At 69.7% G+C, this 17,286-nt stretch carries 16 protein-coding genes; 12 read left to right on the top strand and 4 right to left on the bottom strand.

Annotation, left to right across the window (positions count from 1 at the left end; all coding sequences use genetic code 11):
* Positions 1–102: 102 nt before the first annotated feature.
* The 6 genes from IE212_RS16945 to IE212_RS16920 all read left to right on the top strand — a co-directional run bounded on the left by IE212_RS16945 (position 103) and on the right by IE212_RS16920 (position 8,727).
* Positions 103–1,314: an ROK family transcriptional regulator gene (locus tag IE212_RS16945; protein WP_190198693.1), complete on the top strand. Its 1,212-nt coding sequence runs from the start codon at positions 103–105 to the stop codon at positions 1,312–1,314.
* Between the two features lie 133 nt (positions 1,315–1,447).
* Entirely contained in the window at positions 1,448–2,548 is a 1,101-nt protein-coding gene (locus IE212_RS16940; protein WP_190198911.1) for an ABC transporter substrate-binding protein, read from the top strand.
* A gap of 198 nt (positions 2,549–2,746) precedes the next feature.
* The gene (locus tag IE212_RS16935; RefSeq protein WP_030244550.1) at positions 2,747–3,538 is read left to right on the top strand and encodes an ATP-binding cassette domain-containing protein; all 792 of its coding nucleotides are present in this window, start codon (positions 2,747–2,749) and stop codon (positions 3,536–3,538) included.
* On the top strand, positions 3,535–4,836 hold the full coding sequence (locus tag IE212_RS16930; protein ID WP_190198692.1) for a sugar ABC transporter permease: 1,302 nt from the start codon (positions 3,535–3,537) through the stop codon (positions 4,834–4,836). The genes IE212_RS16935 and IE212_RS16930 overlap by 4 nt, the downstream gene beginning before the upstream one ends.
* Before the next feature lie 307 nt (positions 4,837–5,143).
* On the top strand, positions 5,144–7,075 hold the full coding sequence (dxs, locus tag IE212_RS16925; protein ID WP_190198691.1) for a 1-deoxy-D-xylulose-5-phosphate synthase: 1,932 nt from the start codon (positions 5,144–5,146) through the stop codon (positions 7,073–7,075).
* A gap of 149 nt (positions 7,076–7,224) precedes the next feature.
* Positions 7,225–8,727, top strand: a complete 1,503-nt coding sequence (locus IE212_RS16920; protein ID WP_190198690.1) for an amino acid permease — start codon at positions 7,225–7,227, stop codon at positions 8,725–8,727.
* 534 nt (positions 8,728–9,261) lie between these two features.
* Here IE212_RS16920 and IE212_RS16915 read toward each other — a convergent pair.
* Positions 9,262–9,633 carry a PIN domain-containing protein gene (locus IE212_RS16915; protein WP_190198689.1) on the bottom strand — a complete coding sequence of 124 codons (372 nt, stop codon included), beginning with the start codon at positions 9,631–9,633 and terminating at the stop codon, positions 9,262–9,264.
* Positions 9,634–9,684: 51 nt separating this feature from the next.
* On the opposite strand from IE212_RS16915, the gene IE212_RS16910 reads away from it, so the two are divergent.
* Positions 9,685–10,704: a PLL family lectin gene (locus IE212_RS16910; RefSeq protein ID WP_190198688.1), complete on the top strand. Its 1,020-nt coding sequence runs from the start codon at positions 9,685–9,687 to the stop codon at positions 10,702–10,704.
* 42 nt (positions 10,705–10,746) lie between these two features.
* Here the strand turns inward: IE212_RS16910 and IE212_RS34960 are convergent, their stop codons facing one another.
* The gene (locus IE212_RS34960) at positions 10,747–10,902 is read right to left on the bottom strand and encodes a hypothetical protein (protein WP_229864383.1); all 156 of its coding nucleotides are present in this window, start codon (positions 10,900–10,902) and stop codon (positions 10,747–10,749) included.
* Positions 10,903–10,908: 6 nt separating this feature from the next.
* Here IE212_RS34960 and IE212_RS16900 point away from each other — a divergent pair, with 6 nt between their 5' ends.
* From IE212_RS16900 to IE212_RS16880, 5 genes are all read left to right on the top strand, one after another.
* A complete protein-coding gene (locus IE212_RS16900) occupies positions 10,909–11,214 on the top strand; it encodes an SbtR family transcriptional regulator (protein ID WP_229864381.1) in 306 nt (101 codons plus the stop codon).
* Positions 11,215–11,289: 75 nt separating this feature from the next.
* Positions 11,290–11,685, top strand: a complete 396-nt coding sequence (locus IE212_RS16895) for a MerR family transcriptional regulator (protein WP_190198687.1) — start codon at positions 11,290–11,292, stop codon at positions 11,683–11,685.
* A gap of 106 nt (positions 11,686–11,791) precedes the next feature.
* On the top strand, positions 11,792–12,715 hold the full coding sequence (locus IE212_RS16890; RefSeq protein ID WP_190198686.1) for an NADP-dependent oxidoreductase: 924 nt from the start codon (positions 11,792–11,794) through the stop codon (positions 12,713–12,715).
* Between the two features lie 316 nt (positions 12,716–13,031).
* The gene (locus tag IE212_RS16885; RefSeq protein ID WP_190198685.1) at positions 13,032–13,727 is read left to right on the top strand and encodes a hyaluronoglucosaminidase; all 696 of its coding nucleotides are present in this window, start codon (positions 13,032–13,034) and stop codon (positions 13,725–13,727) included.
* Between the two features lie 12 nt (positions 13,728–13,739).
* A complete protein-coding gene (locus IE212_RS16880) occupies positions 13,740–13,886 on the top strand; it encodes a hypothetical protein (protein WP_190198684.1) in 147 nt (48 codons plus the stop codon).
* Positions 13,887–13,939: 53 nt separating this feature from the next.
* On the opposite strand, the gene IE212_RS16875 is transcribed toward IE212_RS16880, so the two are convergent.
* Both IE212_RS16875 and IE212_RS16870 read right to left on the bottom strand, forming a co-directional pair.
* Positions 13,940–16,069: a 3-hydroxyacyl-CoA dehydrogenase NAD-binding domain-containing protein gene (locus tag IE212_RS16875; RefSeq protein ID WP_190198683.1), complete on the bottom strand. Its 2,130-nt coding sequence runs from the start codon at positions 16,067–16,069 to the stop codon at positions 13,940–13,942.
* A complete protein-coding gene (locus IE212_RS16870; protein WP_190198682.1) occupies positions 16,066–17,283 on the bottom strand; it encodes a thiolase family protein in 1,218 nt (405 codons plus the stop codon). The genes IE212_RS16875 and IE212_RS16870 overlap by 4 nt, the downstream gene beginning before the upstream one ends.
* Positions 17,284–17,286 lie beyond the last annotated feature (3 nt).

The following is a 17,286-nucleotide window of genomic DNA, read 5'->3' as shown; positions in this document are numbered from 1 at the left end:
TCAACCTCTTGACGGGAGGCAACCCGAACGGCTCGACTTAGAGTTCACTAGTTGGACATGGACGGGGTCTCACCGAAGCGACCCCGCGCGCAGGAGGTCGTCGTGGAGACTCCGGGGTCGCAGTCATCGCTGCACCGAGCCAACCTGGAGCGGGTCGTACGAGCCGTGCGCCTGGCGGGCTCCCTCACCCAGGCCGAGATCGCGCGGACGACCGGTCTGTCCGCGGCGACGGTCTCCAACATCGTCCGGGAGCTGAAGGACGGCGGCACCGTCGAGGTCACCCCCACCTCCGCCGGCGGTCGCCGCGCCCGGAGCGTCTCGCTGAGCGGCGACGCCGGAATCGTCATCGGGGTCGACTTCGGACACACCCACCTGCGCGTCGCGGTGGGGAACCTGGCCCACCAGGTGCTCGCCGAGGAGGCCGAGCCGCTGGACGTGGACGCCTCCTCGTCGCAAGGCTTCGACCGGGCGGAACAGCTGGTCAGCCGGCTGATCGAGGCCACCGGTGTCGACCGGTCCAAGATCGCCGGCGTCGGTCTCGGCGTGCCCGGCCCGATCGACGTCGAATCCGGCACCCTCGGTTCGACCGCGATCCTGCCCGGCTGGACCGGCACCAAGCCCGCGGAGGAGCTCCGCGGCCGCCTCGGCGTCCCCGTGCACGTGGACAACGACGCCAACCTCGGCGCCCTGGGCGAGATGGTCTGGGGCAGCGGCCGGGGCGTCCGCGACCTGGCCTACATCAAGGTCGCCAGCGGCGTCGGCGCCGGTCTGGTGATCGACGGCAAAATCTACCGGGGCCCAGGCGGTACCGCAGGAGAAATCGGACATATTACACTCGACGAATCCGGCCCCGTCTGCCGCTGCGGAAACCGCGGCTGCCTGGAGACCTTCGCGGCCGCGCGCTACGTGCTCCCGCTCCTCCAGTCCAGCCACGGCACCGACCTGACGATGGAAGGTGTCGTACGACTGGCGCGGGACGGAGACCCGGGCTGCCGTCGGGTGATCGCCGACGTCGGCCGCCACATCGGAAGCGGAGTCGCCAACCTCTGCAACCTGCTCAACCCGAGCCGCATGGTCCTCGGCGGTGATCTCGCCGAGGCCGGTGAGCTGGTGCTCGGGCCCATCCGGGAGTCCGTCGGCCGCTACGCCATCCCCAGTGCGGCACGCCACCTGTCCGTCCTCCCCGGGGCGCTCGGCGGCCGTGCGGAGGTGCTCGGAGCGCTCGCCCTCGCCCTCAGCGAGATGGGCGATTCAACACTTTTGGATGGGACCGCAGCCGGAGCGCTGCAGGCGGCCGCGCCTGCCTTCACTTAGAGAACGGATGGCACCGTTGCCATCTCGTTAAGGATTTACTTCTTGACGTCGCACGTGTGGCCGAGTTGACTTCCAGCCACCTCGGCCGCAACGTCGCGGCCTCGTCAGGGAGGTTTCTGAAGTGAACACGCGTATGCGTCGCGCCGCTGTTGCTGTTGCCGCCGGTGCGATGGCTGTTTCGCTTGCTGCCTGTGGCAGCGCCAAGGAGTCCGGCGGCAACGCCGACTCCTCCGGGTCCCCCAAGAAGGGCGACGACATCAAGGTCGGTCTGCTCCTTCCGGAGAACGCGACCGCGCGGTACGAGAAGTTCGACCGGCCGCTCATCGAGAAGAAGGTCAAGGAACTCACGGGCGGCAAGGGCGAGGTCGTCTACGCCAACGCCAAGCAGGACGCCAGCACGCAGAACCAGCAGGTCGACACGATGGTGACCAACAAGGTCGACGTGCTGATCATCGACGCGGTGGACTCCAAGGCCATCGCCGGCTCGGTGAAGAAGGCCAAGGACGCGAACATCCCCGTCGTGGCCTACGACCGCCTGGCCGAGGGCCCGATCGACGCCTACACCTCGTTCGACAACGAGACCGTCGGCAAGACCCAGGGCGAGGCCCTGCTGAAGGCACTGGGCTCCAAGGCCAAGGACGGCCAGATCGTCATGATGAACGGGTCGTCCACCGACCCGAACGCCGCCCAGTTCAAGAAGGGCGCGCACTCCGTCCTCGACGGCAAGGTGAAGATCGGCCGCGAGTACGACACCAAGGAGTGGAAGCCGGAGAACGCCAACGCCAACATGGAGGGCGCCATCTCCGCCCTCGGCAAGGACAAGATCGTCGGCGTCTACTCGGCCAACGACGGCATGGCGGGCGGCATCATCACGGCCCTGAAGGCCGCCGGCATCGCCGACATCCCCGTCACCGGCCAGGACGCGGAACTCTCCGGCGTGCAGCGCATCGTCACCGGTGAGCAGTACATGAGCGTCTACAAGCCCTACCCGCAGGAGGCGGACGTCGCGGCCGAGATGGCCGTCGCCCTCGCCCAGGGCAAGTCGCTCGACTCCATCGCCAAGGACAAGGTCGACAGCCCGACCACCAAGGCCGTCCCCTCCGTCCTGGTCCCGGTCGTCTCCCTGACCAAGGACAACATCAAGGACACCGTCATAAAGGACGGCATCTACACCGCCGCCGAGATCTGCGCCGGCAAGTACAAGGCCGCCTGCGACAAGATCAACCTGAAGTAAGCAGCCGTCAGGTCCCCGCAGGAGCACGGGAGTCCGCATCCGGACTCCCGTGACTCCCGTGACTCCCGTACGGGACCGGCTGCCCCGAGTTCCTCCGGCGCCCCGCCACATCAGCCCCGCAAGCTCCGCGGGGCGCCGGAGTGATCACTCCTCCCACAACTTCTGTACAACCTCCCGCCGGGTCAGGCGGCGAAGGAGATGGTTCACGTGTCCGCTACGCCCGTGCTGGCGTTGCGCGGGGTCTCCAAGCGTTTCGGTGCCGTCCAGGCGCTCACCGACGTAGAGCTTGAGGTCCATGCCGGTGAAGTGGTCGCCCTGGTCGGCGACAACGGCGCCGGAAAGTCCACGCTGGTCAAGACGATCGCCGGCGTGCACCCCATCGATGAGGGCGTCATCGAATGGGACGGCAGGTCCGTCCAGATCAACAAGCCGCACGACGCCCAGAACCTGGGCATCGCGACCGTCTACCAGGACCTCGCGCTGTGCGACAACATCGACGTCGTCGGCAACCTCTACCTGGGCCGGGAGATCCGCAAGCGCGGAGTCCTGGACGAGGTGGAGATGGAGCGCCGCTCCCGCGAGCTGCTCGACACGCTGTCGATCCGCATCCCGAGCGTGCGCATCCCGATCGCCTCGCTCTCCGGCGGTCAGCGCCAGACCGTGGCCATCGCCCGCTCCATGCTCGGCGAGCCCAAGCTGGTCATCCTCGACGAGCCCACCGCCGCCCTCGGCGTCGAGCAGACCGCACAGGTCCTCGACCTCGTCGAGCGGCTGCGCGAGCGCGGCCACGCCGTGATCCTCATCAGCCACAACATGGCCGACGTCAAGGCCGTCGCGGACAAGGTCGCCGTGCTGCGCCTCGGCCGCAACAACGGCGTCTTCGAGGTCAAGTCGACCTCCCAGGAAGAGATCATCTCCGCCATCACCGGCGCCACCGACAACGCCGTGACCCGCCGTGCGGCGCGCACGAACGGGGAGGGTTCCAAGTGAGCATCGACAAGACCTCCGCGACTCCGGGAGCCCCCGAGGACCATGTCGTGGAGAACCCCGAGGCGGCCAAGGCCGCCGTCACCGTCGTCGACCCCCGGCTGCTGGTGCGCGAGCGTGGCCTCGCCGGCTACGTCACCGAGTTCAAGCGGAAGGTGAAGTCCGGCGACCTCGGCTCCATCCCGGTCGTCATCGGCCTGGTGATCATCTGGGCCATCTTCACCAGCCTGAACTCCAACTTCCTCACCGCGGGCAACCTGTCGGACATGTCCGTCGCGATGGTCGGTACGGGCATGATCGCCGTCGGCATCGTGTTCGTGCTGCTGCTCGGCGAGATCGACCTGTCGGTCGGATCGGTCTCCGGCGTCGCCGGTGCGAGCTTCGCCGTGCTGAACGTCACCAACGGCATGAACGAGTGGCTCGCCTTCGTGCTGGCCATCCTCACCGGCACCGTCGCCGGCGTGCTGCACGGCTTCTTCTTCGCGAAGATCGGCGTCCCCGCGTTCGCCGTCACGCTGGCCGGCCTGCTGTTCTGGAACGGCTTCATGCTCCAGATCCTCGGTGACAACGGCACGATCAACCTCGACCCGGACGGGGTCGTGGCCCAGCTGACCAGCTACTACTTCTCCGACGTGGCCGCCGCGTACGGTCTGGCCGCGGTGGTGACCGCCGGGTACTTCCTCAGCTCCTTCCTCGGCAACCGGCGGCGGGAGGCGGCGGGAGTGCCGTCGAGGCCGCTGAGCGAGACCATCGTGCGGACGGTGCTGCTGGCGGTCCTCGCGTTCACCGTCGCCATCGTCTTCAACCAGTACAAGGGCCTTCCGCTGGCCGTGGTGATCTTCATCGCGGTACTGCTGGTGACGGACTTCGTGCTGCGGCGAACGTCGTACGGCCGGAAGGTGTTCGCGCTCGGCGGCAGCGTCGAGGCGTCGCGCCGGGCCGGTATCAACGTGGAGCTGGTGCGGATCTCGGTGTTCGCGATCTCGGGCACCTTCGCGGCGGTGGGCGGTCTGTTCATCGCGTCGAAGATCGCCGCGGCGAACCAGGGAGCCGGCGGCGGTGACCTGCTGATGAACGCGATCGCGGCGGCGGTCATCGGCGGCACGTCGCTCTTCGGCGGCCGTGGTCGCACGTGGAACGCGCTGCTGGGTGTGCTGGTGATCGTGTCGATCCAGTACGGGCTCGCGCTCGAGGGCATCGCCTCGCCGGTGCAGTACATGATCACGGGTGGTGTGCTGTTGGCCACGGTGGTGATCGACGCGGTGACGCGCAGGACGCAGAAGACGGCGGGTCGCGCCTAGCGCCGCAGGGGCTTCGCCGGTCCTGCGGTTGCGGGTGCGTCGTGGCTTGTCGCGCCCACGCGGCGGAGCCGCATGTCGCTACAGTCCCGCGCCCCTGAGGGGTGATGCGGTTCAGCGCCTTTGAGACAATCTGTCGCCCGGTGCCCGAAAGGGTGCCGGGCACAGTCGTGTCGTAGACGTGGCACAAGTTGGGTACAGCCGAATGCGTGACGTACGACCCACGGCCACGGCACGGTCCTCCAGGGCGGAACATTAGACTCGACACGCCCGGCAACAGCTCGATCAGCTCTACAGCAAGGAGGCACGGGTGCCGCTGCTGACCCGTATCAGGGGACCGCGCGATCTGGACCGGCTCAGCCCGGAGGAGCTGAACCAGCTGGCGGAGGAGATCCGGAGCTTCCTTGTCGAAGCGGTCTCCAAGACCGGTGGTCACCTCGGTCCCAATCTCGGCGTGGTGGAGCTCACCATCGCGCTGCACCGGGTTTTCGACTCGCCCAAGGACAAGGTCCTCTGGGACACCGGCCATCAGTCCTACGTGCACAAGCTGCTCACCGGCCGTCAGGACTTCTCCAAGCTGAAGATGAAGGGCGGCCTGTCCGGCTACCCCTCGCAGGCCGAGTCCGAGCACGACATCATCGAGAACTCGCATGCCTCGACCGTCCTCGGCTGGGCCGACGGCATCGCCAAGGCCAACCAGCTGATGAAGCGCGACAGCCACGTCGTGGCCGTCATCGGTGACGGGGCGCTGACCGGCGGCATGGCCTGGGAGGCGCTCAACAACATCGCCGACGCCAAGGACCGCCCGCTCGTCATCGTCGTCAACGACAACGAGCGGTCCTACGCGCCGACCATCGGCGGCCTCGCCAACCACCTGGCGACGCTGCGCACCACGGACGGCTACGAGCGGTTCCTCGCCCGCACCAAGGAGGTCCTGGAGCGCACCCCGGTCGTCGGCCAGGCGCTCTACGACACCCTGCACGGCGCCAAGAAGGGGCTGAAGGACTTCATCGCCCCGCAGGGCATGTTCGAGGACCTCGGACTGAAGTACGTCGGCCCGATCGACGGGCACGACCTCGAGGCCCTGGAGTCCGCGCTCGCGCGTGCCAAGCGGTTCGGCGGGCCGGTCATCGTGCACTGCCTCACCGAGAAGGGCCGCGGTTACCAGCCCGCCCTCCAGGACGAGGCCGACCGTTTCCACGCCGTGGGCAAGATCCACCCCGACACCGGCCTGCCGATCGCCTCCTCCGGCGCGGACTGGACGTCCGTGTTCGGCGAGGAGATGGTCAAGCTCGGTGAGGAGCGCGAGGACATCGTCGCCATCACCGCCGCCATGCTGCAGCCGGTGGGCCTCGACAAGTTCGCCAAGCGCTTCCCCGAGCGGGTCTACGACGTCGGCATCGCCGAGCAGCACGGCGCCGTGTCCGCGGCCGGCCTGGCGACGGGCGGGGCGCATCCGGTGTTCGCGGTGTACGCCACCTTCCTCAACCGCGCCTTCGACCAGGTGCTGATGGACGTGGCCCTGCACAAGTGCGGTGTCACCTTCGTCCTCGACCGGGCCGGTGTCACCGGCACCGACGGTGCCTCCCACAACGGCATGTGGGACATGTCGATCCTCCAGGTCGTCCCCGGGCTGCGGCTGGCCGCGCCGCGTGACGCCGACCAGGTCCGCGCGCAGCTGCGCGAGGCCGTCGCGGTCGACGACGCGCCGACCGTGGTCCGCTTCTCCAAGGGCGCTGTCGGACCGGCCGTACCCGCCGTGGGCCGCGTCGGCGGCATGGACGTGCTGCGCGAGCCAGGCACCGACCGGCCGGACGTGCTGCTGGTCTCCGTCGGCGCTCTGGCGCCGATGTGCCTGGAGATCGCCGGGCTGCTCGACAAGCAGGGCATCTCCACCACCGTCGTCGACCCGCGCTGGGTCAAGCCCGTCGACGAGGCCATGGCCCCGCTCGCCGAGCGGCACCGCGTGGTCGTCACCGTCGAGGACAACAGCCGGGTCGGTGGCGTGGGCTCGGCGATCGCGCAGGCGCTGCGCGACGGCGGCGTCGATGTGCCGCTGCGCGACTTCGGCATCCCGCCGCGCTTCCTCGACCACGCCTCCCGCGCCGAGGTCCTCGCCGAGATCGGCCTCACCGCGCCGGACATCGCCCGTCAGGTGACCGGGCTGGTCGCCAAGCTGGACGGGCGGTACGAGCGGGGTGCCGCGGACGCTGTGGAGTCCGTGGAGCCCGCGCGCGACTGACACCTGGGACCGACAGCGCTGAATGGGCCGGCTTCTCCACCGTTAGAGGGTGGGAAACCGGCCCATTGGCGTGAATGCATCCCCGCCGGGGCATACGCATGATGCCCCCTCTCGATCATGTCGAGGACGACAAGCGTGGGAGGTACCCCGTGAGCAGCACCCTCTTCCGGACGAAGAAGGTCGAGCAGTCCATCCTCGACACCGAGGAACCAGAGCACGCGCTCAAGAAGTCCTTGTCCGCGCTGGATCTGACGGTCTTCGGCGTCGGCGTGATCATCGGCACCGGCATCTTCGTTCTCACCGGCACCGTCGCGAAGGACAACGCCGGGCCGGCGGTGGCCCTGGCGTTCGTCGCCGCCGGCGTCGCCTGTGCGCTGGCCGCGCTCTGTTACGCGGAATTCGCGTCCACCGTCCCGGTCGCCGGGTCCGCCTACACGTTCTCGTACGCCTCTCTGGGTGAACTACCCGCCTGGATCATCGGCTGGGACCTGGTCCTCGAGTTCGCACTCGGGACGGCGGTGGTGGCCGTCGGCTGGTCGGGCTACATCCAGTCGCTCATGGACAACGCGGGCTGGGCGATGCCCGCGGCCCTCGGCAGCCGGGAGGGCGCCTCCGGCTTCGGCTTCGACATCCTCGCCGCCGCGCTCGTCCTCGTCCTCACCGGCATCCTGGTGCTCGGCATGAAGCTGTCGGCGCGGATCACGTCGCTCGTCGTCGCCATCAAGGTGACGGTCGTCCTCGTCGTGATCATCGCGGGGGCGTTCCTCATCAACGGCGACAACTACGACCCGTTCATCCCGAAGGCGCAGCCCGTGGAGGCCGGGAGCAGTCTCGACGCCCCGCTCATCCAGCTGATGTTCGGCTGGGCTCCCTCCAACTTCGGCGTGATGGGCATCTTCACCGCGGCGTCGGTGGTGTTCTTCGCCTTCATCGGCTTCGACGTCGTGGCCACGGCGGCGGAGGAGACGAGGAACCCGCAGCGGGACATGCCGCGGGGCATCCTGGGGTCGCTGCTGATCTGCACCACGCTGTACGTGCTCGTGTCGATCGTCGTCACCGGCATGCAGCACTACAGCAAGCTGTCCGTGGACGCGCCGTTGGCGGATGCGTTCAAGGCGACCGGGCATCCGTGGTACGCGGGCTTCATCAGCTTCGGCGCCGCGGTTGGCTTGACCACGGTGTGCATGATCCTGTTGCTCGGGCAGACCCGGGTGTTCTTCGCGATGAGCCGTGACGGGCTGCTGCCGCGGTTCTTCTCGCACGTGCACCCGCGGTTCAAGACGCCGCACCGGCCGACGATCCTGCTCGGTGTCATCATCGCGGTCCTGGCCGGCTTCACGCCGCTGACCGAGCTGGCCGCCCTGGTGAACATCGGGACGCTGTTCGCCTTCGTGGTCGTCGCCATCGGGGTGATCATCCTCCGCAGGACCCGCCCTGACCTGCACCGGGCGTTCCGCACTCCCTGGGTGCCGGTGATCCCGATCCTGTCGGTGTGCGCCTCGCTGTGGCTCATGATCAACCTGCCGGCCGAGACGTGGGTGCGGTTCGGTATCTGGATGGTCGCGGGCTTCGCCGTGTACTTCCTGTACGGGCGTACGCACAGCCGCCTCGCGCGCCGCGAGGCGGGGGAGGAGCGGCCGGCCGCGCCGTAGGCGTCCCGCGGTGGGTGGGTGGGGGGTCGGGGCCGTGCCGGGGGGTGTCCGTCCTCGGAACGGCGCGATGGAGTCGGATGCCGAGTGACTGTCCGTTGACGCGCCAACCGCTGCGGGCGGACACCCCCCGACACGTCCCCTTCCGTGCGTACGCGGCTGCGGGCGCGTCGTGGCCGTCCCAACTGCGGGCAGTCGTGGCCGCCCTAGCTGCGGGCAGTCGTGCCGCTTGGGCGGCACGGGTGGGCGCAGCGGCACCTCGTCGCGCCGAGTTGCGCAACGCCCCGCCCCCAGCACCCACGCCCAGCACCTCGCAACGCCGGGCTCCGCACCCAGCACCCCCACCGGGTACCTGGAACCGGGCGCCGCCGCTGCGGGCAGTCGTGCCGCTGGGGCGATGGGGGCCCTGCTCGAGCGAAGCCGAGAGCTTGGGGGAGGGTGGCCGCAGCGGCACCCCGCGACGCCGGGCCGCGCAACGCCCCGTCCCCAGCACCGATGCCGAGCACCCTCCGGCACCAGGTCGCGCAGAAGCCCGCCCTACGGCCGAACCGTACGCGGCCCCGCCACCTCCGCCCCCAGCTCCGCAACCCGCCTCCGCAACTCCCGATCCGCCGTCACCACCAGCACGGAACGCTCGCCGGCCGAGGCCACGACCTCCACGATGTGATCGTCCCCACTGCCCGGCGCCGACTCCACCCGCACCCCCGCCACGGACTCCACACCCCGCGCCGCCCCCTCCACCACGAGAACGATCTCCACCGGCCCGGCCGTACCCGGAACCCCCACAGACGCCAACCGGTCCCGCAGCCGCTCCGCCGCCCCCCGCCGGTCCCGCCACCAGCCGTCCGGCACCGATCCGACGACATTCGCGCCGTCGACGACCACGAGCAGGGCAGCGTTGTTGTTCATCCGGCCAGGGTCGCACGACGCCCACCGGCCCTGCCCACGTAAGGTGAACCGGTGAACGGCGACTGGCTCATCCGCGGCCGCGACGGCCGCCTCACCGTCTACCTGCCCTCCGGCGACGCCGTCCTGTGCCGTGCGGAGCGCGGTCCCGCCGGTCCTTGGGACGACACTCCCCGGACCGTCGGCGGCGGCCAGAAACTGCACCCGGGCCCGGCGGTCGGTCAGGGCGCCGACGGATACGCTCACCTGGCCGCCTGGCGGCCCACCGTGCCGGGTGAGTCGGGCCTTGTGCACTCCACCCACTTCCGGCCCCGGCTCGCGCCCCTGGACTGGGTCCCGATCGGGCACCCCGACAAGAAGGGCGACCGGACGGGCCCGCCGGCCGTCACCGTCGACGGCGCGGGGCGTGCCTATGTCTTCGTGCGGAACAAGGACGGCGGGGTGAGTCTGCGGAACCAGAAGGTGAAGGGCGGCTGGGGAGCCTGGCAGAACCTCGGAGGGCGGGACGTCGAGGGAGAGCTGGCCGCCGTGACGGGGGAGTCGGGGCTGGTCGAGGTGTACGCCTGCGGGCCCGGAGGGATCCTGCACTGGCGGCAGGAGGGGGACGGGAAGGCGCCGGTGCGGAGCGAGGGGGTGGATGCGGCCGTCCGTCCTGGGACCCTGCGTGCGCTCGCCACGTCCGCCGGGCACACCACCCTCTTCTTCACCGACCTCTCCGGGGACCTGTGCGCCTGGCGACCGGGCGAGAAGCCGGTGACGCTCCTCGCTGCCGCCGGGCCGGGGCCGGTGTCCGCCGTGCGCTGTGACATCGAGGGGCACGACTGCACCGTGCTCGCCCAGCGGTCGGCGAGCGGCCGGGTCGCCTTCGCCGCCTATCCGACCGAGCGGGAGCCGGCCGGTGCCTGGTGGACCGAGTCCGGGCCCCGGTTGCCCGCCGACGCCATGGTGGCGTTGGCGCTCGACGAGCACGACGAGGTCGTCGCCGCCAGTCTTTCCCCGTCCACCGGGAAGCTCCTGCTCGCGCGACGCAAGGACGAACCGGGACTGGCGCTCACCGCGTGGCGGGAGCTCTGAATGCGAGCCGTGGAAATCTCACGTGACCGGTGACGGCAAGCGTCATGCCTGGGCGGTGGGGCGGACGTTGATCTCGCCGATCTCGACGTCGTCGGGCTGCTCGACTGCGAAGGCCACCGCGAAGCGCTCCTCGCCGAGGTCTACCGGCGCGACGTCGAAGAACTCGTGACCGCAGCCTCCGCTCTGCCGGCGGAACACGAGCCCGTGGAAGCCTTGCGTCACTGGCTCGACCGAGTGATCGACTACGCCGAGATCAAGCGCGGCGTCCTGGCGGCGCTCGAACCGGCGGCGTGGCAGGACCTCGTCACCCACAGCCAGAACCCCATCGAAGGCGCCCTCGCTCACCTGCTGGACGCCGGGAAAACGGCCGGTTCCATCCGCACGGACGTGGACGCCCACGGGGTCCTCCTGCTCATCGCCTACCTTGGCCGACTGGACCGGGAGAAATGGGAATCAACCGCACGGCCTCTGATGAACGTCATCCTCGACGGCCTGCGCACGATTCGGTGATCGACGAGTGCTGCCGCGAGCGTCCATGACTCGACGGCGGTCTGAATTGGAGCACGCGGGCGTAGGCTCTCACGGATGCGGATAGGCGAGTTGTCCAAGCGCACGGGCGTGAGTCCGCGCTCGCTGCGGTACTACGAAGAGCAGGGCCTGCTGACCAGCTCACGCTCCGACGCGGGGCAGCGTCACTATTCCGATGCTGCGGTCCAGCGCGTGTCACTCATCCGACAGCTGCTCGACGCGGGTATGTCCAGCAGGGTGATCGCGACTGTGCTGCCGTGTGTGGACGTCCCGGGTGACCTGGGTGTCGCCGAGGAGACGTTCACGGCGATGATGCGCGAGCGCGACCGGATCGACGCCGACATCGCGCACCTGATCGAGACCCGGGATGCACTCGACGTGCTGATCAGGGCCAACAGCCGGCACCGGGCGGAGCTGTCCACAGCCCCGGAACCGGTGGCGCAGTCGACCTGATGCTGTGATCTGCGTCTCAGTCGGTTGCCCCTCACATCAATGTCAGAGGTGAGGATGGCGACAACGCCCGGAATCACCGGGGCGGTCACACGGGAGGCGGCGGAAGATGGGGCAGGCGTGGGGTTTCGGCAGGTATGGCGGGCCCGAGGTGCAGGAGTTCTTCGATCGTCCCGACACTGTCCCCGGTCGCGGTGAGGTGCTGATCCGGGTCGACGTCGCCGGCGTGAATCCCCTCGACCACCTTCTGCGCTCGGGTCTGGTCGAGGGGCTCGACGGCGGGCGTCCGTTTCCCCGCGTGCTGGGCATGGAGGCAGCCGGAACCGTCCTCGCCCGGGGCGAGGACGTCAACGGGCTCGAGGTGGGTGACGCGGTCTTCGGCTTCGCACTCACCGGTGGCGGCACCTACGCCGAGACGACGGTGCTGTCCGCGCCGAACACCGCGCGCATCCCGGAGGGTCTGTCCGCGACCGTGGCGGCAACGCTGCCAGTAGCCGGGACGACCGCGGTGGACGTGCTCGACCAGCTCAGCCTCCCGGCCGGTGCCACGGTCCTGGTCAACGGAGTCGGGGGCGGGGTCGGCCTCGCCGTCGCCCGGCTGGCTGTCGGGCGCGAGCTGCGTGTGGTCGGCACCGGGAGTACCGCCAAACGCGAGCACGCCGAGGCCATCGGGGTGCGGTTCATCGACTACACCGCCGAGGACGTCGCCGCCGCGGCACGCGAGCTGGTTCCGGACGGCTTCGACGGGATCGTCGACCTGGCCGGAGGCACCTCGCTGCGGACGGTCGCTCCGCTGGCCCAGGATCCCCGCAACGTCATCGCCGTGGGTGATATGTCTGTGCCCGATCTCGGCGGGCGTTTCGTCGAGCGTCGCGTCGACCGCGAGAACCTGGAACGGTCGGCCCGGCTGGCCCTCGACGGACTCCTCGCACCCGTGATCACCGCGGTCCATCCGCTCTCCGACGCCCCGGCCGCCCTCGCCACCGTCGAGAACGGTCACACCTCGGGCAAGGTCGTCATCAAGGTGGCATGAGAAGTGCCCGTCCGTCTGACGCTGCCGACCTTCCATTGCGGATGCTGCACCCCTCCTCCCACCGCTGGTGGAGATACGGCCTGAACGCAACTCGGCACGTCTCACCCGCCATTGAGCGGAGCCGAGCACGATAACTCCGCGATGTTCACGGAATGATCACCTTATGATGGCCCGGCCCGGTCTCCCGTACTTGCGTTCGGGGAAGGCGGCTCCGTCGCGCCGGCCGGGAGGCCCTCGGGAACGGGCCTGGCCGCTTCCTGGCGGCCCGCTCGGGTGCCGGCTTCCTGAACCGCACCTCAAGAGAACCGGAGTTCACATGACAGTGGGACGAAGACTGTTCCTCGGGGCCTTCACCGCGGGCGCGGTGACCGTCGCCACCGGCTCGGAGGCGGCTGCGGTCGACGACGAGTACACCCAGTACGCAGCCCCGGCGGCGTTCTACGGCGCGTCGCCGACCGAGTACGTCGTCAAGATCAACTACGCGGCCACGTCCGGCGACAAGGCCGCGCTGAACGTGACGTCGGTGAACCCGGAGTCCTCGGCCGTGTACATCAGCGGCGCCGAGCGGGCGCAGCGCGGCACCTTGAAGATCACCCACAACGGCTATGCCGACGGTTCGGACCACGGCGCCTCCGGGCTCTCCATCAACCTCAGGAAAGAGGGGACCGCAGCCCAGGGCATCTTCGTCACCGCGACCGACGCGCCGACCAAGGGCGCGCTGATCGTGCTGCGCAACAACCCCGGCGTGGAGGACTTCGTCGTCAAGGGCAGCGGGCGCACCGGCATCGGCATCGGAGTCGGGGCCACTCCCGGAGGCCAGCTGCACGTGGTGCAGCGGTCCGAGGCCCCCGCCCTGCTCGTCGAGGGCACGGCACGGCTCGACGGCGCGGCGCGCCTGGACGACGCCGCCGAGCCGGCCAAGGAGGCGGGCGGCGGCTCCCTCTTCGCCCGGGGCGGTGCCCTGTACTGGAAGGGCGGCAACGGCAAGGTCACCCTGCTGGCCCAGGCATAGGGGCGGGATCCGATGGAACTGACCCCCGAGCAGCTCGTCGCCGAGTTCCAGGACGCGGTCATGGAGCTGTACTTCGCCCGCAAGCGCATCGCCGTCCTGGAGGCGGAGAACGCCGAGCTGCGAGCGCGGCTCGCGGCCACCGGGGAGAGCGACACATGAGAGGAGGGCCTCCGCACGCCGCGGAGGCCCTCCTCACTCATCCCGCCAGGCGGTTACGCCGGAACCGACGCCACGCCCGGAGCCAGGAACCTCTTGCCGTTGACGCGCTCGGAGACGCCCTCGCGGTCCAGGTACGGCGTGATACCGCCCAGGTGGAACGGCCAGCCGGCGCCCGTGATGAGGCAGAGGTCGATGTCCTGCGCCTCGGCGACGACGCCCTCGTCGAGCATGATGCCGATCTCCTGCGCCACCGCGTCGAGCACGCGGGTGCGGACCTGCTCCTCCGTCAGGACGGTGTCGCCCTGCTTCAGCAGCGCGGCGACCTCGGGGTCGAGCTCGGGCTTGCCGCTGTCGTAGACGTAGAAGCCGCGCTTGCCCGCCTCGACGACCGCCTTGAGGTTCGGGGAGACGGTGAAGCGGTCCGGGAACGCCTTGTTGAGCGTCTCGGAGACGTGCAGGCCGATCGCCGGGCCGACCAGCTCCAGCAGGACCAGCGGCGACATCGGCAGACCGAGCGGCTCGATCGCCTTCTCGGCGACCTCGACGGGGGTGCCCTCGTCGATGACGTTCTGGATCTCGCCCATGAAGCGGGTCAGGATGCGGTTCACGACGAACGCCGGGGCGTCCTTGGTGAGGACCGCGGTCTTCTTCAGCTTCTTGGCGACGCCGAACGCCGTGGCGAGGGAGGCGTCGTCGGTCTTCTCACCGCGGACGATCTCCAGCAGCGGCAGGACCGCGACCGGGTTGAAGAAGTGGAAGCCGACGACCCGCTCGGGGTGCTGCAGCTTCGAGGCCATCTCCGACACCGACAGCGAGGAGGTGTTGGTGGCGAGGATCGCGTGCGCCGGGGCGACCGCCTCGACCTCCGCGAACACCTTCTGCTTGACGCCCATCTCCTCGAAGACCGCTTCGATGACGAAGTCGGCGTCCGCGAAGCCCTCGGCCTTGTCCAGGACGCCGGAGACCAGCGCCTTGAGCCGGTTGGCCTTGTCCTGGTTGATGCGGCCCTTGCCGAGCAGCTTGTCGATCTCGGCGTGGACGTAGCCCACGCCCTTGTCGACGCGCTCCTGGTCGATGTCGGTCAGCACGACCGGCACCTCCAGGCGGCGCAGGAACAGCAGCGCGAGCTGGCTGGCCATCAGACCGGCGCCGACGACACCGACCTTGGTGACCGGGCGGGCCAGGTTCTTGTCCGGGGCGCCGGCGGGGCGCTTGCCGCGCTTCTGCACCAGGTTGAAGGCGTAGATGCCGGCGCGCAGTTCGCCGCCCATGATGAGGTCGGCGAGCGCCTTGTCCTCGGCGTCGTAGCCCTGCTGCAGGTCGCCGTTCTTGGCGGCGGCGATGATGTCCAGGGCGCGGTAGGCGGCGGGGGCCGCGCCGTGCACCTTGGAGTCGGCGATGAAGCGGCCCTTGGCGACGGCCTGGTCCCAGGCCTCGCCGCGGTCGATCACCGGGCGCTCGATCTCGATCTCGCCCTTGAGGACGGACGCGGTCCAGATCAGCGACTGCTCCAGGAAGTCCGCGCCCTCGAAGATCGCGTCGGCGATCCCGAGCTCGAAGACCTGCTTGCCCTTGAGCTGCTTGTTCTGGTTGAGGCTGTTCTCGATGATCACCGAGACGGCCTTCTCGGGGCCGATCAGGTTCGGCAGCAGCGTGCAGCCGCCCCAGCCCGGGACCAGGCCGAGGAACACCTCGGGCAGCGAGAACGCCGGGATGGCCGCGGAGACGGTGCGGTAGGTGCAGTGCAGGCCGACCTCGACACCGCCGCCCATCGCGGCGCCGTTGTAGTAGGCGAAGGTCGGCACGGCCAGCTTGGACAGCCGCTTGAAGACCTCGTGGCCGCCCTTGCCGATGGCGAGCGCGTGCTCGTGCTCCTTGAGGATCTCCACGCCCTTGAGGTCGGCGCCGACCGCGAAGATGAACGGCTTGCCGGTGATACCGGCACCGACGATCTCGCCGTCCGCCGCCTCCTTCTCGACCTGGTCGATGGCGGTGTTCAGGTTCGCCAGCGAGGCCGGTCCGAAGGTGGTCGGCTTGGTGTGGTCCAGGCCGTTGTCCAGGGTGATCAGGGCGAAGCGGCCGGCCCCGAGCGGGAGGTCGAAGTGGCGTACGTGCGCACTCGTGACGACCTCGTCCGGGAACAGTTCGGAAGCCTGCTTCAGAAGCTCGGCGGTGGTGCTCACTTGTCCCCCTCGAAGTGCGGGTTCTCCCAGATGACCGTCGCGCCCATGCCGAAGCCGACGCACATGGTGGTCAGGCCGTAGCGGACGTGCGGCTGCTCCTCGAACTGGCGGGCCAGCTGCGTCATCAGGCGGACGCCGGAGGAGGCCAGCGGGTGGCCGAAGGCGATGGCGCCGCCGTACTGGTTGACGCGCTCGTCGTCGTCGGCGATGCCGTAGTGGTCGAGGAAGGCCAGCACCTGGACGGCGAAGGCCTCGTTGATCTCGAACAGGCCGATGTCGGAGATCGACAGGCCGGCCTGGGCCAGCGCCTTCTCCGTCGCCGGGATCGGGCCGTAGCCCATGACCTCCGGCTCCACGCCCGCGAAGGAGTAGGAGACCAGGCGCATCTTCACCGGGAGGTCGTTCTCCCGGGCGAAGTCCTCGGAGGCGATGACCGAGGCGGTGGCGCCGTCGTTCAGACCGGCCGCGTTACCGGCGGTGACCCGGCCGTGGACGCGGAACGGGGTCTTCAGGCCCTGGAGGTTCTCCAGGGTCGTGCCCGGGCGCATCGGCTCGTCGGCGGTGACCAGGCCCCAGCCCGTCTCGCCGGCCTCGGCGTTGGTGCGGCGGACCGAGATCGGCACCAGGTCGGCCTGGATCTTGCCGTTGGCGTACGCCTTGGCGGCCTTCTCCTGCGAGCGCACGGCGTACTCGTCGGCGCGCAGCTTGGTGATCTGCGGGTAGCGGTCGTGCAGGTTCTCGGCGGTCATGCCCATGAACAGGGCGGACTCGTCGACCAGCTTCTCGGAGACGAACCGGGGGTTCGGGTCGACGCCCTCGCCCATGGGGTGGCGGCCCATGTGCTCGACGCCGCCGGCGATGGCGACGTCGTACGCGCCGAAGGCGACGGAGCCGGCCACCGTGGTGACGGCGGTCAGGGCGCCGGCGCACATGCGGTCGATGGAGTAACCGGGCACGGACTGCGGCAGCCCGGCGAGGATGCCCGCCGTGCGGCCGATGGTCAGGCCCTGGTCACCGATCTGCGTGGTCGCGGCGATGGCGACCTCGTCGATCTTCTTCGGGTCGAGACCGGGGTTGCGGCGCAGCAGCTCCCGGATCGCCTTCACGACGAGGTCGTCGGCACGGGTCTCGTGGTAGATGCCCTTCGGGCCCGCCTTGCCGAACGGGGTGCGGACGCCGTCGACGAAGACGACGTCCCTGACGGTACGAGGCACGAT

This window comes from Streptomyces djakartensis (assembly GCF_014651075.1).
Lineage (GTDB): Bacteria > Actinomycetota > Actinomycetes > Streptomycetales > Streptomycetaceae > Streptomyces > Streptomyces djakartensis.
Note: the sequence above shows the minus strand (reverse complement) of the source record. Positions and strands in the feature narration are given on the sequence as shown.